Origin of the sequence: Prevotella sp. (assembly GCF_036570325.1) — a bacterium.
Classification (GTDB): domain Bacteria; phylum Bacteroidota; class Bacteroidia; order Bacteroidales; family Bacteroidaceae; genus Prevotella.
Genome location: NZ_DATCYK010000014.1, coordinates 35,772 through 59,530, shown reverse-complemented (window position 1 = coordinate 59,530; position 23,759 = coordinate 35,772). Strand labels below are relative to the sequence as shown.

Here is a 23,759-nt window from a genome sequence, read left to right as displayed (position 1 = left end):
TTATGAAACAACTGCTGCTGAGCGATTTCGACGGCACGCTCACCACCCGCGATACCCTACCTACTTTCATCCGTTATGCCTGCGGATGGAAGAGAATGGCCGTAGGTTTCCTTGTCTTTAGCCCTATTCTCATCCTAATGAAGTTAGGTTTTTATCCCAATTGGAAAGCCAAGCAACGCCTTTTCAAATGGTTTTTCGGGGGCATGAAAATAGACCGTTTCAATGCGCTTTGCACCGGTTTTGCCGCCGAGAACGCCCACCTACTGCGCCCGCAGATGGCGCAAATCGTAGCCGAAGCTGTGCAGCGCCATGACCGAGTGGCCGTAGTGAGCGCCTCCATCGACAATTGGGTGGCCCCGTTCTTTGGCGATGGCATTCAGGTTATCGGCACACAGATAGAAGTAAAGGACGGACACATAACGGGAAAGTTTAAGACCAACAACTGCTATGGCCCCGAAAAGGTAAATAGAATAAGGCAGGAAATAGGCTTGGAGCCGCGAAATGAACTGCTGATAACGGCTTATGGCGACAGCCGAGGCGACCGAGAAATGCTGGCTTTGGCCGATAGCGCCTTCAAAGTGATGGGCAATGGGCAGCTCCGTGAGCTGCGATCGGCCAACGAAAAGCCCTCCGCCACAGCGCAAACCTATGGCGAAATCATCCGTTTTGGCATTGTCGGCCTTGCGGCCACAGCCCTTCAGTACGGCGTTTACCTGCTTTGCCTGCCGTTGCTGGCCCGACTGTTTCCCGCAATGGCCGACAATCCATTGGCCACAACGGCCAATACCGTGGGTTACATCATCAGCTTTGTGTTTAATTTCATAGCCTCCACACGCTACACTTTCCGTGTGAAAGCCAACGCACGACGGGGCGCCGGATTCGCCTTGAGCCATGTAGTGAACTATCTCTTGCAGACCGCCACGCTCAATCTTTTCATCCTCTTTGGCCTTAGCAAACAAGTGGCCATGCTGCCCATGTTCTGCGTCTGCGTGCCCATCAACTTTCTCTTGGTGCGCTTTTTCCTCAAAAGAAAATAACCGGAGCGCCTTTCTCCCATAACCTTACCGTTTTTCTCATATTACCCTACCATTTTTCTTATATTACCCTACCGTCCTCCTCATAACACAAAAGCTACGCTTTGGCCATGTCAAAGCTACCTTATGGCAACACAACTAATCAAAGAAAATGAAGAAAAGTCGAAGTTGTTGCAAATTAACTGATAATGAGAAGGAAACGGAACGATTTGCATAAGACTGCCCTGTTCGTAAAGGGCAGTAATATGCAGATTTAGGCAGAAGTTCAGTTACCAAAGCGTTACCCGATTTTACCATAGGTAACGATGGAGTAATATTCGGTAACTGAATTATTTTCGCTCGTGTGGCTGTTGCTTCTGTCGGCAGTTTTCTGCATAGGTGAGGAACGCTTTAATTCGGGTAACTTTGCCCATAAAAATTAAAGCGTATGAAAACAGAAAAGATGAAGGTGTTGCTCTACCTTAAAAAGAGCGGTCTTGACAAGTCGGGAAAGGCTCCGATTATGGGGCGCATCACACTTGGAAGAAGTGTTGCGCAGTTTAGTTGTAAACTCTCCTGTAATCCCGACTTGTGGAATCCCCGTGAGAGCCGAATGGACGGAAAGAGCCGTGAGGCTGTAGAGATAAACGGCAGGTTGGAGAGTTTGCTGTTGTCTGTTCAGTCGACTTATCAAGCCTTACTTTCCAAAGGTTGCCCGTTTGACGCAACCGACGTGAAGGAACAGTTTCAAGGGAGTGTGCAAACAAGGTGTATGCTCATTGAGAGGCTTGACATACTCATCAGAGAGAAAGAAAGCCATATCGGTATAGACATTAGGAAAGAGTCAATGGCAGGCTATCACTCCACGAGAATCCGCTTGATGGAGTTCATTCAAAAGAAATATAAGGTTTCAGACTTGGCATTCTCGCAACTGACAGAGAACTTCATCCATGAGTTTCGGCAGTATTTCTTAGGTGAGTGTGGATTTCAGGAAAGCTCTTTCTATAATGTCGCCACCCATTTGAAGACGGTATGCAGACAGGCATACCGTGAGGGATTGGCAGACACGCTCCTTTTTGACAAGGCTAAAATATCAAAGGGCGACAGGAAAGCACCGAAAGCACTTGACAGGGAAGCGCTGGAGAGCTTGAAGTCTCTCCGCTTTGATGATTTGGATGAGGAGATGGAAACGGCAAGAGACATATTTCTCTTTGCCTGTTATGTCGGTGCAGCCTATTGTGACTTGATGGAACTGAGCAAATCCCACCTTGTGCGTGATGATGAAGACAAAATATGGCTGAAGTTCAACCGCCACAAGACAGGTGTGTTATGCCGTATCAAGTTGCTGCCCGAAGCCATCAGGCTGATAGAGAGGTTTCACAGCGATGAAAGGGAAACACTGCTTCCTTTCATCGGGTATAAGACCTATCAGACCTGCCTGAAAGCCCTGCGGCTTCGTGCAGGCATATCGTTTCCCTTTACCACGCATACCGCAAGGCACACTTTTGCCACGCTTATCACGCTCGAACTGGGTGTGCCCATTGAGACGGTAAGCAAGATGCTGGGACATTCCAATGTAAGCATGACCGAACGTTATGCAAAGGTAACACCTCAGAAACTCTTTGAGGAATTCGACCGTTTCCTCTCTTTTACCGAAGATATGCAGTTGGTTATCTAATCCCTATCAGATTATTTTATTTCTTATCCATTTATTCAAAAGCATCAAGACAATGAGAAGTACATTCAAGATACTGTTCTATATTAACAGACAGAAAACAAAGGCTGACGGAAAGACAGGCATTCTCTGCCGTATTACCATAGACGGAAAGAGCACCGCCATTACCACGGGCGAAGAATGTAAGCCCTCCGAGTGGAACGCTAAGCAGGGCTTGACGACTGACAGGAAAACCAATCAAAGACTTCATGAATTCAGGGAACTTGTGGAAAAAATCTATCGGGACATACTGACGAGGGACGGAGTTGTAAGCGTAGAACTTGTCAAGAACCGCTTGCAGGGCATTGCCATCCATCCGACAACGCTTCTTGCCATGAGCAGGGCGGAACTGCAAGTGGTCAAGGAGAGTGTGGGCAAGTCAAGGGCGGAGGGAACTTATCTGAACCTGTCCCATTCTGACAGAAATCTCCGTGAGTTTGTGGAAGATAAAGGAGTGCTGGATATCCCCATTTCCACCATCACGGAGGACTTGTTTGAGGAATACCGTTTCTTTCTCAAAAAACGTGGATTGAAGGGAACTACCATCAACAACTATCTCTGCTGGTTGAGCCGACTGATGTTCCGTGCGGTCAGTAAGAGGATTATCCGATACAATCCCTTTGAGAACGCCAAGTACGAGAAGGAGGAAAAGAAGATACGCTTCCTGCAAAAGAGCGAGGTTGCCAGACTTGCGGCAATGAAGATGAACGACAGGGAAGCAGAACAGGCAAGGCTGATGTTCGTTTTTTCCTGCTTTACTGGACTGGCAATTGCCGATATGGAACACTTGCTATATAAGCATATCCAAACGGCAGCAGACGGGAGGAAGTATATCCGTAAGGAACGCCAAAAGACAAAGGTGGAATTCATTGTGCCGCTGCATCCGATAGCGGAGGCCATTATCTACCATTGTCGGGAAGAACAGGAGGAAAACGGAGAACAGCAGACGGTGAAAGAAAAAGACGGCAGCCTTGTCTTCCTCCGTGAGTGCAGCAGGAGTGTGATAGACGCCAAACTTAGCATAGTAGGCAAGGCTTGCGGCATTAAGGAACGGTTGTCGTTCCACATGGCCCGCCATACCTTCGGAACGATGAGCCTTAGTGCAGGAATACCCATTGAGAGCATAGCCAAGGTGATGGGGCATGCCTCCATATCAAGCACGCAGATTTACGCACAGGTGACGGACAAGAAAATTTCGGAGGATATGGATAGGCTTATTGCCAAGCAATTGGCAAAGGTAAAGGGGACTGAGGAGAGAGAGGCTTGTGAACTTTCGGATATTGTAACCTGTAAAATGGAGGGAACGGCATGAAGACAAACAACAATCCAAAAATAAGAACAAACACTGCCAATCATCGTAGTTATTTTGATTGGGGCAGCAAAATACAAGTCATTCGTAAAGGAAACGGAGAGATAGCCATGACGGAAAGTGAACTTGTGAGGTTCTTCGGGGTAACATGGAGGAAACTCAACCATAGGCTGCAAACAATAATAAAATCCTCCAACCTGCATCCCGATAAGAGGGATGCAGGTGAAGAGCCTGTTTTTATCAGCGGACAGTTGAAAGGCTATGCGCCACTCTACCCACTTCCAACGATTATCGCCCTGTCTTTTCTATTGGACTGCACGGAAGCGCATTTGTTCAGGCAGTGCGTCTGCCGTGAGTTGCAAAGACCGACAGCAACCATAACGCCTATATTTCTGTTTGGTAATACGGATAACTGATTATTTGTATTTATTTCCTTTCTCTTTCACCGATATTACCCTACTACATAACTACAATAAGGGGTAATGTAGTGAAAGAGAAAGGGTTGGCGTGTAGTCAGAGGAAGACGTAAACATTACTACCCTCTGACTACATGCTATTTTGCTATCTCAACTTATTGTTGCTCCGTCCGATTGGGGTTAAAAACTATATTTCATTTTTATCCACGCCTCCGAATTCTTCGCATACATCTGGAACTTGCCCTTGTCGGCATGGAAATAGTCGTAGCCAGCGGTAAGTTCTATCTGGTCATTGAGGGCATAAGAAGTGGAGAAGCGATTGAAGACACCGCCGTTTGTCACGTCGATGTAAGCAAAGGTGGAAAGTTTCAAGGTATTGTGCAGCAAGTCTTTCGAGATTCTTGCCGTGGCAAGTCCGGCATTGCGGTAGACGGAGAGGCCGTCGAGGCTGCCCGAGGTGTGTTGATGGCAATACTGCACGCTGACGTTCCAGTCGCCACCCGGATACCAGTCTGCACCTGCAAGGGCGTTGAGGACGTTTCGGCGTGCTGCCGTCTGTCCTACGCCTGCTCCTTGCGCCTCGCCGATATAATCGGCCACTTCGGCACGGAAGACGAACTGACCGACGGGCAGGGAGCAGTCGGCACCCAGCATGGTCATACGGCGGTACTCACCATTGATGCGAAGCGACTGCCTGTCGGCTGACAATGTGGGGCAAAGGGCAGGCATTTTATTCCACGTGCGCAAGGCACTCAGGGAGAAGTCCACGCCGCTGAGATTGACGGTGAGCCGCCCACCGAACTCCATGTTCCTGATTCGCTTTTCGGGCATTCCGCTTTCCAAGTCGATGGTGTAGGGAAGCGCAGCCGACGGCAACCGCACCGCCCACGGATTACGCTCGTCGGTCGGCAGCACGAAGAAATCGACCACCGGATTGCACACGGCTTCAAGGGTAACCGCCCCCATCGTGTACCTTGCACGCAGGGCATTGACCGGCATGCGGATGTCGTCGTAGTCTTGTGCGAGAAACTCGGTATAATCGAACGGCGACACGCAGTCGGTAACGCGCAGCGCATCTGCCACACCCCAAACTATAATCTGCCGCCCCATGCGCAGGTCGAGGTTTCCCTTGGCATAGGAGAGGTAGGCCTCGCGCAGTTCCAGCCGCGTGCGGTCTTTCAGCACGCCGTTGTAGGTGGCGTTCAGCGACACGAAGAGCGAGGCTGCCCCCTTTTCGAGTTTCACCTCTCCTCGTGCACGGGTTCTTGATGCCATCAAATCGGCCTTTCCCTCCACCCTCACGGCGTGGTAGGTATCGAGAAAACCCTTTACCTGCACTTGCAGGGTGTTGTCGTCGGCTTCTTCCGGCGGCACGGTCTCCGGACTTGTGCCTATCGAGGATTCTACGACGACGGTGTCAGTCTCAACCTGAGCCGATGCCTGTGCCGAGAACATCGGCACAAGCAGCAGCATGAATAGTCTAAACGGTTTCATATCAGAGTCCTTTCTCCAGTTTGGAAACGGTGAAGAGGTTTGGCGACACTTTCACATTGAACCGCTGGTTGCCCATACGAATGACGGTCTTGTGCCCCGTCTGCACATTCTCCATCTGCATGAGGTGCATAGTCCAGAACCCTTGCACCTTTTCTATATTGGAGATGGTGAGCCGGCGATGCAGCTTGTTCAGCTTGTCGTAGTATTCGCCCTTGACAGCCATCAGGCAGTCCTGCCGGATCCACGTGACGCGGCGCGCATAAATCTCGTCTTTGTCGTTGGGTACCGACTGCACCACCCAGCATTTGTGCCCGCCCAATGTTTCCTCGCGCAGCAATTTGTGCTGTTCCTCGTCCACGCTGCGCGTGCTCATGTCGTTGTAGGTAAAGTCGCTGCCCATGAAGTAGTCGGTTTTCGACGACTTTCCGCTGATGCGCCTTGTCTTTTTCATCGCTGGGAGGTAGAGCCACTTGTCGTCCGTCTTCGCGGAGTTGTCGTAGTCCCACGTGAGGAAGCCCGTGCCCTTCACGTCGCCAGGGTAGGTGAAGAACATGATTTTCTTCGTGTCCTTTCCCACGTCCATTGCCCACGACTCCAGCTTCCGCACACGCTTGTGCCCGCTTTTCTGAATGAGCGTCATTTCAATGGTGGCATAGCGTGTGTCGCCGTCGGAGCGGTTCTTTACTTTCTGCATGATGTCTCTGCCCGACAGCCCTGCTGCCTGTGCGCTGCAAACCGCCAGCATGGCGATGAGCAATAATGTAAAATGTCTTGTTTTCATTTCGTTTTGTTATTATTTATCGTTATTGTATTTCGGTTATTATTACCCCTTAGGAAGCCCTTTCATCGTTCCTTAGGAATCGCTTCAGCCGTTCCTTAGGAGGTCTTTTTGTCGTTCCCGAACACACGCAGATACCTGAACAGGATGGGCGTGAGGAAGAGGTCGGCCAGCAATGCCGACACCATGCCTGCCACGGCAAGGATGCCCCAGTTGCGCATCTGCGTGGCATCGGAGAAGATAAAGCCGGCGAAAGTAGCCGAAATAATAAGTGTTGACATGACGATGGCGAGCCCTTCGGTGCGGAACGTCCACTTGATGGCTTCCGGGTAATTGCCGCATCGGTCGTATGCCACATGGCTGTGGTTGATAAAATGGATGGTGTCGTCGACGGCAATACCCAGCACCATCGGGATGAGCGAGGCGGTCATCATGTCGAGCGGATAGTCGAGCCAGCCCATCATGCCGCCCACGATGATGGCAGGGGCGATATTGGGTATCATGCCCACGAGTCCCACCTTCCAGTTGCCGAAGATAAGCACGAGGATAACGCCGATGACCAGCACCGAGAGCAGCATCGACCACATCTGCCCACGCTCCACATACTGCTGCATGACGGTGAACTGGGGAATGTTGCCCACCACCGAGATGTGCGCGCCGGGGAAGAGACGTCGGGCTTCTTCTTGCAGCAGATTCATCTCCTTTTCGGCCTCGTTGGAATTGTAGTCCTTCATTTCTATTTGCAGGCGCAGTCGTTTGTAGTCGTAGTCCATCCAGTATTCCGACTCCGTGCCTCCGGCGTTCTCGTAGAGCAACAGCAGTTGCGCCACCATGTCGGCATCGTCGGGGATGCGGTAGAATTGCCGCTTGTTGCCGTTGAGCGTGCAGTTCATGTCCTTCACGATGTCGGTAACGGAGTTGTGGCGTTTCGTCAGTTTATAGTCACTTGCCGTCTCCGCCAGCCGGTCGAGTTTCTTCAGGTTCTCCGGCTTCTTGGCATCGTTGTCATGTGGCAGGGTAATCATGAGGTCGTAGGCATACATCGAGCCGAGTTCGGTCTCGCACAGGTCGAGGAACTTCTTGACGTAGGGTATCTTCCGCCCCATCGTCTTCTCGATGTCGAACGCCGGCTCGATGAAGAAGAGTCCGATGCCGCAGAAGATAGTCAGAGCGATCGATGACACAACAAACGACCGGTGGTTGCGCATCACGAAACCGCCCAACCGTTCAAACCGATTGCCGATGAATCCCTCAAAACTCCTCGACATGTCGGCGGCGGGCTTGCGGTCCTTGCCGAACGACAGCAGGATAGGCGTGAGCAGCAGGCAGGTGAGCAGAACGGCCAGCAGACAGAGCGAGGTGTTGATGCCGATGGCCTGCATCGGGACTATCTTCATCGAGAGGAATGTCATCATGGCTGCCACGGTGGTAAGCCCCGACAGCAGCACGCCCCAGCCGGTCTCGCCCACGGCCTCCTTGATGGACTCCCTGCGCTTGCCCGTTTCCACAAACCGTGTCTTGAAGAAGTTATATAAGTGGATGTTGTAGGCGATGGAGCAGGCAAAGGTGAGTATCACGCCTATCATCGCCGTAGTCATGTCAATGTAAATGCCAGTCCAGCCGATAATGCCGAAACTGATGAGCAGTCCGGAGACGGAAGTGAGCAGCGGTGCGACAACGCCACGCAGTGAGCGGGTCACGACGAACATTACCACGATGGAGATGATGAAGGCAAAGAGGAACAGCCGTCCCATCTCGCCCTGCAGATAGGTAAATTTCTCGTAACTCAGATAGGGCATTCCTGCGGCGTTGGGCGACAGCTCGGCATACTTCACCTTACCGATGATATGCCCCGCCTCCTTGCCCGTGAGCATGTCGGGGGCAATGTTGCTCGTCTTCTTCCATACGCTGTCCTCGGGGAACGGGCGCAGTTTTACCATAATCCACGTCATCGTACCGTCTGTCGATACCATCTTCTTTGCCAGATAGGGCTTGCTGTACGCCTTGCGCCTGATTTCTTTCAGTGCGGCATTGTCCGACGGTATTTCGTCCGGTACAATCTGCTCGATGGTCATGCCTTCCTCCGTGCCTGCGGCAAACTCGATGTCGGTGAGCGATGTTACTTTGTCGGCATACGACAGACTGTCTTTCAGTTCGTCGCTCAACTCACGGATGAGTGTCAGACTGCGCTGGGAAAAGATGTCCTTGTTCTTCACCAGCACCGCCACATAGTAGTCGTTGCCGAAGATGGACTTGAACTCATTGGTCTTAATCAGCATCGGGTCGTCGCTCACGAAATAGTCGTCGAACGAGGTTCTCATCACGATGCGCCTCGCTCCCACGAACGAGAAGGCGACGACGACTGCGAACAGCACACCCACCACAAGGCGGTGGCAGAGTATCCATTCTGCCAGCTGCCTGAACTTACTGTTAATTCTTACGATTTTCATTGTGCTATATCTGTTTTGTTGTCATTTTCCTGTTGTAAGGCCACCATTCTTGCAAACTCACCATTCATTGCCATCAATTCATCGGGTGTTCCCTGCTCGCTTACCGTTCCGCCGTTGAGCACCACGATGTGGTCGGCATTGCGGACCGTGCGCATGCGGTGGGCAATGATGATGACGGTCTTTCCCTGTACCAGTTCGGAGATACCTGCCTGTATCCTCGTTTCATTCTCGGCATCAAGGCTGGCGGTGGCTTCGTCCAATAGAATAATGGGAGCATCTTTCAGAAGGGCGCGGGCAATGGAGATGCGCTGCCGTTCGCCACCCGAAAGGGTCTCACCGTTCTCGCCGATAACGGTGTCGTAGCCCTGCGGCATGCGACTGATAAAATCGTCGCACTGTGCCAACCGTGCCGCATGGCGCACTTCCTCGTCGGTGGCATCACGCCTACCGATGCGGATATTGTCGGCAATGGAGGCATTGAAAAGCAGTACGTCTTGAAAAACGATGGCGTAGTTTTTCAGCAGCGTTTCAGGCTCTATCGTGGAAACATCTCTTCCGCCTATGAGTATCTGTCCACTATCAATGTCCCAAAAACGCGCGGCGAGTTTGGCCGTTGTGCTTTTTCCTCCGCCCGATGGCCCCACAAGGGCGGTAACCTCTCCCTGACGGGCGGTGAAGGAAACATTGCTCAGTACCTGCTTTTCGGTTTCGTAGGCGAAACTCACGTTGCGGAACTCTATGTCGTAGTTGTTTATCTCCAACTCTCTGCTTCCTTCCTGTGCCGGCATCGCGTCGATTTCCTTTACACGATTGATGCGCACATCGAGAAAGGCAAGTATGGCAAGGTTGTTGCACACCTCCTGAATCGGGTTGTACACCATTGCCGAGGCTATGAGAAAAGCCAGATAGATGAACATCGACACGTCGCCCCGTTGCAACAGCCACGCCCCCACGAGAATGACTGACGGCATGCCTAACTTCAACAGCACGGCGGAGAGGTTGACGAACGTGCCGGCAACCAACTCGTGGCTGACCAGTTCCTTTTCGTAACCTTTCAGTCGCCGGTCAAAACTGTGGCAGTATGCCTCTTCACCATTGTACGACTTGATTTCCTGCACGCATTCCAGTCCTTCCTGTACCTGTTCGGTTACGCCACGCTTCACGTCATAGACCTGTTGGAAAGCCCTGCCGAGTTTACGGCGCGACAGCAACAGAGTGGCTATGCCCAACGGCACTACCCAGAAGAGTGCGGCGGCCAGCCGCCAGTCGTAACAGAACATTCCGACGGCAATAATGATGACACTCGTCATGGCGGCAAAAAGTTGCGGTACGGCATGCGAGAATATCTGTTCCAGCATGGTGCAGTCTTCCATTATGGTGGATGTGAGGTCAGACAGGTTGCGCTCGCCGAAGAACGCAAGTGGCAGGCGGCGCAGTTTCTCCGCCACGCCGATGCGCCGCTGTGCGCTTTCGGTGTAGATGGTGGTGTAAGTGCTGTCGTACTGCCACCGGGCCACGAGGAACATAATCACCGCCAGTCCCGCCGCCAAGAGCAGGTAAAACCACAGCGTGTGTTGTCGTGTCTGCGTTTCCGTTCCGATGCAGTCCATAAGGAACAGAAACAAGTAAGTGGGCGGCAACATCAATGCAAGATTGAGCAATGTGGAATAGGCTATTCCTCGCCGCAGGTCTTTTGCTCCTTTTTCCGACAGGGCGAAACGGTTTTGAAAATATCTTATCATTGTCGTATGGCTTTTTGAATGGTTATAACTTCCATGCTACGGATTTCTGGTATTCGTTCCACATTTTATAATACAGTGCCTTACGGGCGATGAGTTCCCCGTGCGTCCCCTGTTCGGCAATCCCGCCGTTCTGTATTACCACGATGCTGTCGGCATCCTGCACGGTGGTCAGCCGGTGGGCTATCATCAACACCGTCTTGCCGCGAGTGAGATGCGCAAGGGCCCGGCGGATAAGATGCTCATTTTCGGGGTCTGCAAAGGCAGTCGCCTCATCGAGTACCACAATGGGGGCATCCTTAAGAATGGCGCGCGCAAGAACTATGCGCTGCTGCTCGCCGCCCGACAGGTAAGTTCCCTCTGCACCAATCACGGTCTCCAATCCTTGCGGCAGCCGTTCGATGATTTCACGGCTCTGAGACAAGTCTATGGCGCGGTTTACCTGTTCAAGCGTGGCTTCGGGACTGCCATAACGGATATTCTCCAAAATGGAGGTTTTGAACAGTCGGGTGTTCTGGAAGACGAACGACACGCTGTGCATCAGTTCCTCCTTGTCCATCTGTCGCACGTCTATGCCTCCGATGCATACACTGCCCTCACGCACATCCCAAAATCGGGGAATAAGTCTTGCTATGGTGGTCTTTCCGCTGCCCGATGCTCCCACAAGAGCCACGGTCTTGCCTTCGGGGATCATAAGGTCAATATGGCTCACGGCGTCTTTCTCCGCTCCCCCATATCGAAACGACACATCATGGAAGCAGATATTAAAAGCCATGACTTTCCGTGGCGTTTCACAGTCGGGAAGCGGTAATGCGCAAGTGAGGTTCTCCAACCGTTCCACCGCCTCGTTCGCCAGAAAGAGGTTCTGGCTGAGGTACATCGTCTTCATCACATTGACGGAGATAATCGGGGCTATCAGCACATAGAGTATCATGTCGGAAACGATGACCGCCAACTCTCCGCCATGCCCTATCAGGATAATGCCTGTCGGCACGAGAAAAAAGGCAAAGGCATTGATGGCGACGGTGTAGGCAGACATCGGGGAACGCCACTGGAGCGTGTATCTGATGACAAGGTCACGATAATTGATGATACTGTCGTAAAAACGCTTGAACGAGAAGAGCGTTTGCTGAAATACTTTCACAACAGGAATGCCGCGCACGTATTCCACCGCCTCCGCGCTCATCTTCTCCTGCGCATCGAGATACATCCGTTGGAATTGGTTGTTTCGTGGGTTCATCATATAGCCCATGATGCCAAAGGCACAGATAAACGGTATCACTGAGGCAATGCCCAGCTGCCAGTCTACCGCAAACAGAAGGATGATGACACCGAGCGGAGCGACTATGCTTCCCGCCACGTCGGGCAGGATGTGTGCCACGAAAGTGTGTGTCTGCCCAGAGTCCTCATCTATGATTTTGCGCATCCGCCCCGTATTCCGGGTATCGAAGAACCCCAACGGCACACGCATGAGCCTTTCCATCGCACTGCGCCGCATGTTGGTCTCCACACGGAAAGCGGCAAGGTGCGACAGCATGAGGGCGACGAAGTAGAGCAGCACGTTCACTATGGATACTATGAATGCCGCAAGGGCATAGTCCCACAGAGGCGTGCCGGCAAGGTCGCCTTCGGCCGTGAGTAGCGTGCGCACCACAAGCCACAAAAGAATAAAGGGAACGAGCGACAGCAGTCCATTGAGTGCCGACAGCCCGACGGAACAGGGCAGCAGCCATCTGCGCCCTCCCATGTAAGTTCCTAAACGTTTGAGTGTCTTTATCATATATTTGGTCTATCTTGAGAGTCTGTTATGGTTTCATCAGTTCTTTCCATCCGGCCATGCCGAAGGACACGTATTGCTTGAGCGCCAGCTTGATTTCCTCGTCGCTATAATCCTCATGCTCCACGAGTTCGCAGAAGAGAGTCATCCAAGCAGAGCAGGTAAGATGGACCAGAAACGGGGAGATGTTGATGTTGAGATGCGGATAGCGTTCTTTCATCAGGCGCATGTATTCGATGCCCACCTGCATCTGGTGGTCGATGATTTTGTTTTTATATCCCTCCAGCGAAGTGCCCTCGGCATTGAAAAGGAGCAGCCGCAGTTCGGGACGGAAATCCTTGATGAGCGCAAGCATGGAAAAGATGTAGTCTATCTGCTGCTGTCGCATATCGAACACCTCTATGGATAAATTCTCCTCGTCGTTGTGCGAAAGGATATATCGGTCGATTGCCGAGAGCAGCGGACGCATCACCGCGCAAAACAAGGCATCCTTGCTGTCAAAATAATGGTACAGGTTGCCCACCGTCACACCGGCCTTGCGCGCCACGTTACGGATGCACGTGTGCCGAACACCGTTCTTGATGAACTCCCGGTGCGCCACCTCCAATATACGTTGTCTAACATCTGTCTTTAATTTCTGCATAGTCGGATTTGAATAGTGAACATTGTTTTGAATTGTTCATAAAAAAAACGCACCGTTCTTTATCTGAACGGTGCGCTTGATTTGATGGATTTTCATATCCATGCCGTATGTGTGTATTATTTCTTATCATAAGATTCATTTTAATCGGTGCAAAGATAATAAGATATGTGTATTGGCGCAATACCCAAAAATCGGTATTTTACAATGGACATAAATTATAAATAGTATCCTCCCATAAAAAGTAATCTCTAATTAAGCTATTATATCGTAGTGTGCAACTCTGAAAGTGGATACTATACTATCAGAGACCTCTGCAAAACTCCATTTTGCCAGAAACACAATATCTGACTATTAACAAGTTATATCTCTCCTCCCCCAGCCAGGAGACTTTTGCAAAGATCTCATCTAAATAGCTCTTGGCAGTGATAACTTTCAACAAATACAATCATATTTTGAGATTAAAAATAAATAATCTCTTCAAAAATTATTGTATCTTTGTCCTATTTTTATAGCAAGTCATTTTCTCAGAAAAAACAATAATCGTTAAGTAATAACATTTATGTTTAGAATTTAACAATGAATGATGAATTAAAGAAAAGTATAAAGGCAGCCATATTATCTGAATACAAACTCATAATTTGTATTTTTGCCCTCCTAATTGTATTTTGGGATTTTATCAACACACTAATATCTGAACGTATAGTAAATATAACGGAAACAGTGCCAGACGACAATGTATTCGTTGCTCTTATCTTTTTGTTATATCCTGCGCTTATCGCATTTATAAGATTTGATTTTCTGAAAAATGAAACTAAAAAAATCTCCCAAAGACATTTATGGGAACTCTCCTTGCTTGTAATTTATCTGGTATTTGAATTGTCTGGAAATTTTGACTTTTATTCCTTTTGGGGGATTAGTTATTTCACATATTTATTTATTGGACTGCTTATTACAGAATTAGGATTATATTGCATTTATAGAAAAAAGTATAAACTCTTGGCAGACCTCCATGAGAAAACACATCCTTTTTTCATAGATGCTCCCACCACAGATGATAGTTATGATAGGAAAAAATTTCTTAAAACGCTATTGGATAAAATCCTTTCAACATTCGATAACAGATATGCAGTAGAATATCCTAATGCTTTCACAATATTGCTTAGTGAATCTTTTGGAATAGGGAAGACTTCTTTCTTGTTCCAAGTAAAAAAAGCCATTAGGGAGGAAGAATACAAGCATAAAATAATTTATGTGGAATTCAGACCATGGCTTTGCGAAAAGCCAGAAACGATTATTACGGAATTTTTTTCAGTTCTGCATCAGGAACTTGACAAACATTTTCTCCTGCCAAAAGGAATGTTCTCTTCCTATCTATCCTTGCTTGTAGAAAATGCTCCAAACACGTATTATTCTTTCATGCTAAAATCATTACATAAGAAAAGATCCTTATCAGAAGAGCATGACAGAATAATGAAGTTCCTCAAACAGGTAGATAGACCTATCCTTATCTCCATTGACGATGTAGATAGACTACACGATGAAGAGGTAAAGGTGGTGCTAAATCTTATAAGAGACACGGCTGACTTCCCTAACCTTTTCTATATAGTTGCTGCTGATAAAAAGAATCTGTGCCTGTCAATGGAACGTTTGGGTATAAAAGCCCCAGAGAGATTTCTAAAAAAGTTTATCAATTTTGAATGTCTTTTCCCTGCAAACGATGCTGTATTAAAACAGTTATTCCGAGAAAAATTAGACAGCGTTTTAAGGGAATACAGTTGTACAGGCTCTAAAGACCTTATAATAAACAGTATCCTTGAAATTGATAATATAATAGATGCTTTTGAAACTCCAAGAGATATTGTGAGATTCCTCAATATCTTTACATTTGCTATGGATTGTATAGAAAGAAATGAGATAATGAATGAAATTAACGTTGCAGATCTATTTGCCATATCACTTATACAATATTTGGAAATAGAGTTATATAAAATACTTAGAGATGATGATGGTTTGCTTTTATCATACGATAACTCGACAAAATCGTTAAGTATATCGTCATCATACAAATCTGTATTTGAGCATCCCATATTTGCGCACATAAATGAAAATACAAATGGAGAAGAACACCATATTGTCATATCAGATATAGATGATGTTATTGCAGATATATCAGCTAAAAAGCAGACAGCATATCGGTATGTTGTAGATTTTTTGTTTGACCAGCAAAGAAAGGATATCAACGGTTATTCAATGCGTTATGTGGATTCTTATTTTAGGTATTTTGCTTTTAGTAAGAAACAAACTCAAATATCAGGAGCCAAAGTTCGTACTATATTCTCTCCCGCACATGAAGAATTACATAAAATAGAGATTAAAGACATCATACTGCATGATCAAGAAAGTTCTTTTATACATAATATAAATAAATGGTATCATACATTTGATGATTCTAAAATAGAAATCCTTAAAAAACTTTCCCTGTTTGTTTCCTTGCTCTATGAACTAAAACCTGAAGTTGTCAATACTGAACAAAATCAGGTAAAAGCCCAAATTATAGAATACTTTATGGAAGCTTATGATATTCACAGGCTTCTGGCACATATATATTTTAATGAACTAAAATCTTATCCTTCTGCTATTGTTAGTCAAGATGAAACTACAAAAATATACGAACAAGACAGAAATGACTTCGATGAATATATTAAAACTCACAAATATGAAATAAATTTTATATCTCTGGTTCTTAACAAAATCAGCATCAATAAAGAGTACTCTTTGCTCGGCGAGGATAATATAGAAAAATGGTCAAGATTGATTATAGACCATTACATGGTAGAATTGAAAAAGTATGATAAAGAACATACTTTCTCCAGAAATAATCTTTATACTATCAGCCATGTGGCTGTATTAGACACAGATTATTGGATTGAGTGCTTTAAGGATTATATTAAGGGATGTCCATATTTTATGGATTGGATTGCAAGAGTCGCATCCTATGAGAATAATATTTTTGATTGGAATGAGTTGTTAAGACAACTACTGAATTTCCCACATTGGCAAAATTGTGATATTTGGAAACAAATCATTACTAACAGCAATTATAAAGAGAATCCTGTTTTAACGGATTTAATGGAAATATTAAATGAAGACTTAAAATCACTGAATAAATCTACGCATCCATATCTTGAATTTGTTGAAAACTATTGGAAGAATAATGATATGTATAAATAAGAGGAGAGTGATACAGAATTCATTTTCTCTATTGTTATTTACGATAGGAGAAAGACAATCTACTTTTGTACCAAGAAGTTATCTTCTGTCTGGTAGTTTACAACAATATATAATGATAAGTATCCTCTTTTATCAAGAGGATACTTGCCACTATAATGCATTTAAAAACCTGATTAAATGTAAATAAAAGATTGAGGGGCAAAATTTATATTATAATCGCTCAATCGTTTTTTTCTTTTATATCTTTTAACCTGACCTATCTTGATGGCATAGGCAACAGGTCTGTTTGCAAAATATTCACGATAGAAATCTTCACTGATTCCCGAAGCTTCATGCGTTTGTTCCCATATCCTGTCTATGTTATCATTAAGGATAGAGTCTATCTCAAATTCACCAATCACATATTGCAAAGGTGAAGAGGCATAAACAACAACTTTATCAACATTTTTATTTTTGAAAATACTTTTCCTAAATTCGTACTTCTTTGTTCCGTTGAATATTTTTTCGGCAAACTCTGGTTTAATCGACAATAACACTTTCATCTATTTCTCCTTTCTCTAATATCTTATCAAACTGCTCATCGGACAATTGGAAGAATCCCCAATATTTAGGGGTGATTTTTAATTCGTCAATCAGATATCCATTTGTTACTCGTTTTGTCAGTGCAATATTATATGTCATTTTCAACACGATGCAGTCTTTACTTTTATACCATTGCGCCAGTTCTTGTGTGTCAAAAATGCTGTAATAATTGGTGTACGCTACGAAATCTTCCACAGTTGCAAAATCTTTGTTCTTCCTAACTTCCTCTATTTGGCATATAGATGTGATTACACTGCGATAACGAGCTGGTCCTTTGTCATCCTTAGTTCTGTAAATCGCTACTAAATCACCAGGTTGCAATATCGCAGTATCAGGCATGAAACAAAGATAAATCTTGTGAATACTGTTCGTATGGGATACATCCTTTATCAATTCATACTTGCGATTTTCTTCATTCTGGAGAATAGAATCAGGAAAGAGTTGTGTGTGGTACTTTGGATATATTGACAACAAAAACTTGCGCTTCCCCTTGATAGTTAATAGGGGATAGTCCCTTATTTGGTCACCAATCAATGATTTCATATTCTTCACCAAAACAAGTTCCTCTCCTTTTTTACCCTCCTCATTGAAACCGTATCTCTGCAGGATTTTTATAAGTCCATGATGTTTGGCGAATATAGTCACATAAATCTCATCTGCTTTCATATAGAGTGCAGCATCCATTATCTTCTTGACGAATCGCTCTCCAAGTTTTGTGTTATGAGCATCTATCTTGAAAGTTCCAACTTTTAGACGGTTGCATGCAGGACGATTTGGAACAACATCTTTCAATTCTTGTCCACTTTCATTCTTTAAATACAGGAAAGCCTGTAAATTATTGTTCACATACTGAACATAGGCCCTACTCCCATCTTTTGATTTCTTATTAAACCAAGCCTCAAATTCAGGATAGTCCTCCTTGAGACTTTTGAAGAAAGAATCATTTAAGTCAATGTCATCAAACTTTTTTAACATAATAGCTTCGTTCATAATGTGAAATTTATTATCAGTACAAAGATACTCAAAAAATTCAGTTATCAATCTTTTTAAAGTAATAATTCTTATTCGCATATGATAATTCATGATTTAAATACTCTGCTAAAAAAGTATAGTATCTTTTTAACGCAAGTTGTTATTCTTATAATAATTCATCATTAATATCTTTTCCAAGTCCGAAGCCTTATAGAGTATCTTCCCTGCGAACTGTGTGTAGGGAATAATCCCCCTGTCGCGATAGTCCTGTAAGGTGCGCTTGCTGATGTTGAGCAACCTACATACGTCACCGTTGTGCAGCCAATCGGTGTGCTTGCCCTGTTCCCCGAATGCCTTGTGGCAGGTCTGAGCAAGATTGAGTATCTCGTCCCTCAGTCTTGCCCAATTTGAGTCCGTAATGATAAAATAGCCCATAGTTCTATTATTGTTTTTTTTGTAATTCCTATTTTTGTTTTGCGCCTTATCGCACATTTCTGCCTGCAAAAGTAGGATGCGTTTCCCATACTTCAAAGCACAAGGGAACAGCAGGGAAATGTAGGGAAAAATAAGGAAAGGTAAGGGTAAATTTCCACCTTCTTCCTTTACTTCTTTACTCCGTTCTGTTATATCTGCTTTAGGTCAATGCAGTACTATGCAGATTGGAGCAAATAAGCATATACTTTCCTTGTATCATTTTCATATTTGTCCTCTTATTCTTGGCTTAAATTCTTATTTTTTGACAGTTCTCTGTTAGAAATCCGTGATAAATTCACAGCCAATGAGCGCAACATTATGCAAGCACTCCCTGAATGCTTGGAACTTACCCATTCTCTTGATAACTTCGTTCTTGGAAACAATACCAAGCATACAATGAAAACAAGCGCAGACAAAGGCAAATCGGAGGGCAAAAATAATATTCCCAAACCGAGAAGGACTTCCTCCAAGAACTCGGAGATAGAAGCCTATCTCTCCATTCGCTATGAGTTCAGATACAACACGGTATTGAGACGAACCGAATACCGCAGCATGAATGGCTTCGATTTCGTAAAGGTGGGACGCTATGAAATCAACACGCTCCGCAGAGAGATAGACAACGACATCGGGATAATAACCTCGTCGGATAATCTATACTCTATCATCGAGAGCAGTTTTTCTCCACGTATCAATCCCATACAGGAGTATTTCAAGGCATTGCCATTGGTGGATATAGGCTGCGATGAAGGTAATAGTAATATCTCCTCTCTTTCACTGAAAGCCATTCCCGAACTGGCAAGTTGCGTTGTAGTGCACAACTCAGACAAGTGGCTGCCATATCTTACAAAGTGGCTCGTGGCAGTAGTTGCCAACGCCATGGACGACCGTGAGTGCCGTAACCACACCTGCCTCGTGCTGACAGGCGAGCAGGGAAAGTTCAAGACAACATTCTTGGATTTATTATGCCCTCCTACCCTGCATGGTTACAGCTATACGGGTAAGATATATCCGCAGGAGAAGGACACGCTCACCTATATTGGACAAAACCTCATCGTGAACATCGACGACCAGCTCAAGGCCCTCAACAAAAGGGACGAGAACGAACTGAAGATCCTCATCACCTGCCCGATGGTCAAGTACCGCATGCCCCTACGACAAGTATGTCGAGGAACATCCCCACTTGGCAAGTTTCGTGGCATCTGTGAACGGCAATGACTTCCTTACAGACCCCACAGGAAGCAGACGGTTCCTACCCTTTGAGGTTTTATCTATTGACATTGAGAGGGCAAAGGTTATTTCTATGGACAGTGTCTATGTGGAAGCCAAAGCCTTGTTGAACGCAGGTTTCCGCTATTGGTTTGACGATGAAGAGATAGCGGAGCTTTACAGGGAGAGCGAGGACTTTCAAGTGCAGACCGCAGAGATGGAACTACTGCTTCGCTGCTTCGAGAAGCCAACGGGCGATAATCCCCATTGCTCCTATATGACCACTACCGAGATAATTACCTATTTAGGCTACTATACGCATCACCCATTGTCCTTGAAGCACATGGGCGAAGCCCTTAGAAGGGCTGGCTTTGAGAAAGAGAGCAGGAGGCGTGACGGTGGCAGTCCCGTCTATGTGTATAAGATCAGGAAGATACTGCCCTGTCCTTTGCTTGACAGTTGTAGTAGCCAAATGTAGTAGACGTATGTCGTAAGTTAGTAGTATGAACAATTACTACAAAGTTATATTGAAAATCAATCACTTATCTCAAAATAGTTTGTAGTAAGAAGAAAGATAAAAAAGTTTGGAGGGAAAACTTAGGAAAAGGAAAAATTATTTGAATGTAATCAAATGTAATTCAGACAATGCATTATAATTCAAACACTTAGAAAATCATGACAATGAAAGAAGAAGATTTATCAGCAATCAAGCGATACCCCATCGTGGAGTATCTTGAAAGGAAGAGCATCAGCCCTGTGCGCAGAACTCCTTCCTATGCTATGTACCGTTCACCGCTGAGAGCGGAAACGCATCCGAGTTTCAAGGTGGACACTGAGAAGAACCTTTGGATAGACTATGCCGAGGGCAGGGGCGGAAGCATTATCGACCTCTGTATGCGTTTGGAGGGCTGCACGTTGTCGGAAGCCATCCGCTACTTAGGGCGAAGCACTTTCGATGATGAAGCGTACAGCCTTTCAAGGAACGAACCCCGTATCGGATTCTATCAGACCGCTACAAGGCAAGCAAACGGGGCAAGGAAACTGATAGAAGTATCAGACACTTTGCCGTCACATTTGCAGGAGTACCTTAGGGAAGGACGGTGCATTGATTTGGAAAAGGCTATGCCGTTTCTCAAATATATCAGCTATGAGGTAAGAGGGCAACACTACCAAACCATCGGCTTTGCCAACCTGTCGGGAGGGTACGAACTTCGGGACAACGGTTCGTTCAAGGGAACGATAGCCCCGAAAGACATTACTCCCATATTCACGGATAAGATAACGGACAAAATGCAACCTATCTGTGTGTTCGAGGGCTTCATGGACTTCCTTTCCTTCCTTTCAATGAAAGAAGAAGTAACAAGTGCTTGCGTTGTGCTAAACTCCGTGAGCAATACCGCCAAAGCAATTCGGTATATGAATACGCATGGAATATTTTCCATTCGTACCTTTCTTGATAATGACGATGCAGGGCGGAGAGCAGTACAGGAGTTTGCAAGGGCAGGTTTCCAAATAGAGGATATGTTCCGATATTACAAGGATTTCAAGGACCTCAACGAGTTTCATGTCAGCCGTGTCCGTGAGCAGAAGAAACAGAACTGGCAGGTACAGACACAGATGTCGGTTACAGAACAAAATCAAAACAAGAAATCAAAACAAGTCAGACATAAAATGAGATAAGGATATGGAAAAGAATACAAAGATAACGGACAAAGACTTTTCATGGTATTTGGGTGTGGAAGACGAAACAGAGAACGAATCTACTCCACAGGAGGAGACTGCGGTTCCTAAAACAGAAAGACCAACAATCAAACAGAACACAGAGAATACCATGCACTCCGAACCTGCACGGAACACAGGGAATGCAACCGTTCAAAGGCGTATCAGTGCCAAAATGAGAAAAGAAACGCTCGGAGCCTACAAGCAAGCCTATCTTGTGCCAACCAAACTGAGCGACCGAAAGGCGGTCTATCTGAGCAGGGAAACACAGGAGCGTGCGGACTTCATCGTGCGTAGGTTGGGCGACAGGGGCAGCAACCTGTCCAGCTTCGTGGAGAACATCGTGCGCCTCCATCTGGAGGAATACAGTGAGGAAATAGAGAAATGGAGGAAGCTTTGAACCCAGAGGAAAAAGGTCGAAGGGTATTCCTGAAAAGGGACAACCTTTCCACTCAAACCCCTCGACCCCTTTCAGAGAACAGAGCAACGGACATTTGCTGAATAAAGAGAACGATGAGAGTTTCACGAACGCAGGCAGGCACGGAATGCACGGCATTCATTTTTAGGCTACAAAACGCCTTGTGCGTAAACGTTTCGTTAGCTGACATTGCAAGACGTCAGTTTGTACCCACAAACTGCTCTTGCTCCCCTCGTTCGATTATCGGGGAGATTAGACCGTAATCACTCTGTTCTCATCGGTCAAGGTTCAGGAATTAAGCAACAACAAATTATCTACAATGATTAACTTTCAAGGAAACGTATATGAACAGATACAAGGGAAAATCTGCCCGATGGCAGCAACAGGATAAGGAAGGGCAGCAGATGAACAAGACGGAGTTCATCAAGGTAAGATGCACCTTAAAGGAAAAGCAACGCATCAAGTCAAAGGCGGAAAGCGCAGGGCGGAAGTTCTCAGATTACTGCCGTGAGATGCTCCTAAATGGAGAGGTAACAGCCGTCTCCAAGATGACCGACAATGAGAGAGAAGCCATTGCCATACTCCAGCATACAGGAAGATTCTACGGGCAGGTTTCCAATCTCATCAAGGTCAAGGATGAAAGGTGGGTATATATAACAAAGAACCTTTCCCTATGTGCAAAGGAAGCATTTAAGCGATTTTACGACCCCCATTTTCGTGTGGACGATGAGATATATAAGGTCTTAAATCTAACAAGAGATGATAGGAAAATGTAAGGCAATAGCCCACGGAAGCACCGCCTTGGACTATATATTCAGAGAAGGGAAACTCGGACAACATCTTGTTTCCAATCATCTCTACGGAACTACACCGAAGGAGATTTGTGGGGAAATGAAGATGGTCAGCGATTACAATACAAGGTGCAGAAACAAGTTCCTGCGCATTGAAATTGGCATTGCACCGAAAGACGAGAAAAGGCTGAGCCTCGAATCAGTCCGCAACCTCGCATCGAACTTTGCCAGACAGATGGGACTTGAAAATCATCAGTGGGTGGCAGTAACGCACAAGGACACTGACAATATGCACATCCACATCATTGCCAACCGCATCAGCCTATATGGAGAGGTCTATGATACCACCTTTGTGAGTAACAGGGCGGCAAGGGTAGCAGAGGAACTCAGTCGCAAGTATGGCATGACCATCGCAAAGGAAGTGAAGACGGAGAGAATGCATCAGAAGGAGAAAGCCAACCCGACAAGGGAGCAAACCAAGAAAGAAATTCAACAAATCTGTTATGCCTTGCTTGAAAAATACAAAGGTACAGGCATCACGGGACATTCTATGTTTCTCTACGAACTCCACAAGAACGGTATCTCCATAGAGCGCATGAAGAACAAGCAAGGTAATGTCTATGGCTTGAAGTTCTCATACGCAGGACAATCATTCAAGGCATCCGAAATTGGCAGGGAGTTCGGCTATCGTTCCCTGCAGAAGAACTTTGAAGCAACCAACCAAGAAGAATCAAAGATGCCACACCAAACAATACAAAAGCCGACAGAAAAGAAAGAACAACCCGATACAGGTTACCAGCTTGTCCCTCCAAGCCGTTCTTCTATCTCACGAGACAATGACACCTCACAAGTGCAGAATCCCATTGGTGCAGTGACAGACACCATCGTTAGCGCAGCCGATGAAGTAATGGAAGGATTGGGAGATTTGATTACACCAACCACACATGGAGATGACTATGCCGAAACAGCATGGCAGCGCAAGCTCAGAAACCAAGCGAGCAGAAAGAAGAAGCGAGGACGAGGGTTATAGCCC

Annotated in this window: 18 protein-coding genes and 1 pseudogene; 10 read left to right on the top strand and 9 right to left on the bottom strand. The window is 46.3% G+C overall.

Annotation, left to right across the window (positions count from 1 at the left end; translation table 11 throughout):
• Window positions 1-2 precede the first annotated feature (2 nt).
• From VIR50_RS01140 to VIR50_RS01125, 4 genes are all read left to right on the top strand, one after another.
• Window positions 3-1,037 (top strand): HAD-IB family phosphatase, encoded by a 1,035-nt coding sequence (locus tag VIR50_RS01140; RefSeq protein ID WP_331933311.1) that lies wholly within the window; start codon window positions 3-5, stop codon window positions 1,035-1,037.
• Window positions 1,038-1,461: 424 nt separating this feature from the next.
• Window positions 1,462-2,691, top strand: a complete 1,230-nt coding sequence (locus tag VIR50_RS01135) for a site-specific integrase (RefSeq protein ID WP_331933310.1) — start codon at window positions 1,462-1,464, stop codon at window positions 2,689-2,691.
• Between the two features lie 52 nt (window positions 2,692-2,743).
• Window positions 2,744-4,039 (top strand): site-specific integrase, encoded by a 1,296-nt coding sequence (locus VIR50_RS01130; RefSeq protein WP_331933309.1) that lies wholly within the window; start codon window positions 2,744-2,746, stop codon window positions 4,037-4,039.
• On the top strand, window positions 4,036-4,452 hold the full coding sequence (locus tag VIR50_RS01125; RefSeq protein WP_331933308.1) for a hypothetical protein: 417 nt from the start codon (window positions 4,036-4,038) through the stop codon (window positions 4,450-4,452). Before VIR50_RS01130 ends, VIR50_RS01125 begins: the two co-directional genes overlap by 4 nt.
• Window positions 4,453-4,632: 180 nt before the next feature.
• Here VIR50_RS01125 and VIR50_RS01120 read toward each other — a convergent pair whose 3' ends face one another.
• From VIR50_RS01120 to VIR50_RS01095, 6 genes are all read right to left on the bottom strand, one after another.
• Window positions 4,633-5,946: a DUF1302 family protein gene (locus VIR50_RS01120; RefSeq protein ID WP_331933307.1), complete on the bottom strand. Its 1,314-nt coding sequence runs from the start codon at window positions 5,944-5,946 to the stop codon at window positions 4,633-4,635.
• A gap of 1 nt (window position 5,947) precedes the next feature.
• Entirely contained in the window at window positions 5,948-6,727 is a 780-nt protein-coding gene (locus tag VIR50_RS01115) for an outer membrane lipoprotein-sorting protein (RefSeq protein WP_331933306.1), read from the bottom strand.
• A 95-nt stretch (window positions 6,728-6,822) separates the two neighbouring features.
• Window positions 6,823-9,174, bottom strand: coding sequence for an efflux RND transporter permease subunit (locus tag VIR50_RS01110; protein ID WP_331933305.1), 2,352 nt, complete (start codon window positions 9,172-9,174; stop codon window positions 6,823-6,825).
• On the bottom strand, window positions 9,171-10,916 hold the full coding sequence (locus tag VIR50_RS01105) for an ABC transporter ATP-binding protein (RefSeq protein ID WP_331933304.1): 1,746 nt from the start codon (window positions 10,914-10,916) through the stop codon (window positions 9,171-9,173). Before VIR50_RS01105 ends, VIR50_RS01110 begins: the two co-directional genes overlap by 4 nt.
• A 22-nt stretch (window positions 10,917-10,938) precedes the next feature.
• Complete coding sequence (locus VIR50_RS01100; RefSeq protein WP_331933303.1) at window positions 10,939-12,693, bottom strand: ABC transporter ATP-binding protein; 1,755 nt, start codon at window positions 12,691-12,693, stop codon at window positions 10,939-10,941.
• 25 nt (window positions 12,694-12,718) lie between these two features.
• Window positions 12,719-13,333, bottom strand: coding sequence for a TetR/AcrR family transcriptional regulator (locus tag VIR50_RS01095; protein WP_331933302.1), 615 nt, complete (start codon window positions 13,331-13,333; stop codon window positions 12,719-12,721).
• A gap of 576 nt (window positions 13,334-13,909) precedes the next feature.
• Between VIR50_RS01095 and VIR50_RS01090 the strand changes: the two genes are divergently transcribed.
• Window positions 13,910-16,564: a P-loop NTPase fold protein gene (locus tag VIR50_RS01090; RefSeq protein WP_331933301.1), complete on the top strand. Its 2,655-nt coding sequence runs from the start codon at window positions 13,910-13,912 to the stop codon at window positions 16,562-16,564.
• A 173-nt stretch (window positions 16,565-16,737) separates the two neighbouring features.
• Here VIR50_RS01090 and VIR50_RS01085 read toward each other — a convergent pair whose 3' ends face one another.
• The 3 genes from VIR50_RS01085 to VIR50_RS01075 all read right to left on the bottom strand — a co-directional run bounded on the left by VIR50_RS01085 (window position 16,738) and on the right by VIR50_RS01075 (window position 18,553).
• Window positions 16,738-17,106, bottom strand: coding sequence for an ASCH domain-containing protein (locus VIR50_RS01085; RefSeq protein WP_331933300.1), 369 nt, complete (start codon window positions 17,104-17,106; stop codon window positions 16,738-16,740).
• Window positions 17,084-18,136 carry an N-acetyltransferase gene (locus VIR50_RS01080; protein WP_331933299.1) on the bottom strand — a complete coding sequence of 351 codons (1,053 nt, stop codon included), beginning with the start codon at window positions 18,134-18,136 and terminating at the stop codon, window positions 17,084-17,086. Before VIR50_RS01080 ends, VIR50_RS01085 begins: the two co-directional genes overlap by 23 nt.
• A gap of 129 nt (window positions 18,137-18,265) precedes the next feature.
• Window positions 18,266-18,553, bottom strand: a complete 288-nt coding sequence (locus tag VIR50_RS01075) for a helix-turn-helix domain-containing protein (protein WP_331933298.1) — start codon at window positions 18,551-18,553, stop codon at window positions 18,266-18,268.
• A 435-nt stretch (window positions 18,554-18,988) separates the two neighbouring features.
• Here VIR50_RS01075 and VIR50_RS01070 point away from each other — a divergent pair.
• The 5 genes and pseudogenes from VIR50_RS01070 to VIR50_RS01050 all read left to right on the top strand — a co-directional run bounded on the left by VIR50_RS01070 (window position 18,989) and on the right by VIR50_RS01050 (window position 23,756).
• Window positions 18,989-20,276, top strand: a pseudogene (locus tag VIR50_RS01070) (VapE domain-containing protein).
• Between the two features lie 203 nt (window positions 20,277-20,479).
• Window positions 20,480-21,478 carry a toprim domain-containing protein gene (locus VIR50_RS01065; RefSeq protein WP_331933297.1) on the top strand — a complete coding sequence of 333 codons (999 nt, stop codon included), beginning with the start codon at window positions 20,480-20,482 and terminating at the stop codon, window positions 21,476-21,478.
• A 4-nt stretch (window positions 21,479-21,482) separates the two neighbouring features.
• Entirely contained in the window at window positions 21,483-21,917 is a 435-nt protein-coding gene (locus VIR50_RS01060) for a DUF3408 domain-containing protein (protein ID WP_331933296.1), read from the top strand.
• A gap of 362 nt (window positions 21,918-22,279) precedes the next feature.
• Window positions 22,280-22,711 (top strand): plasmid mobilization protein, encoded by a 432-nt coding sequence (locus tag VIR50_RS01055; RefSeq protein ID WP_331933295.1) that lies wholly within the window; start codon window positions 22,280-22,282, stop codon window positions 22,709-22,711.
• The gene (locus tag VIR50_RS01050; protein WP_331933294.1) at window positions 22,695-23,756 is read left to right on the top strand and encodes a relaxase/mobilization nuclease domain-containing protein; all 1,062 of its coding nucleotides are present in this window, start codon (window positions 22,695-22,697) and stop codon (window positions 23,754-23,756) included. The genes VIR50_RS01055 and VIR50_RS01050 overlap by 17 nt, the downstream gene beginning before the upstream one ends.
• The last annotated feature ends 3 nt before the right edge of the window (window positions 23,757-23,759 follow it).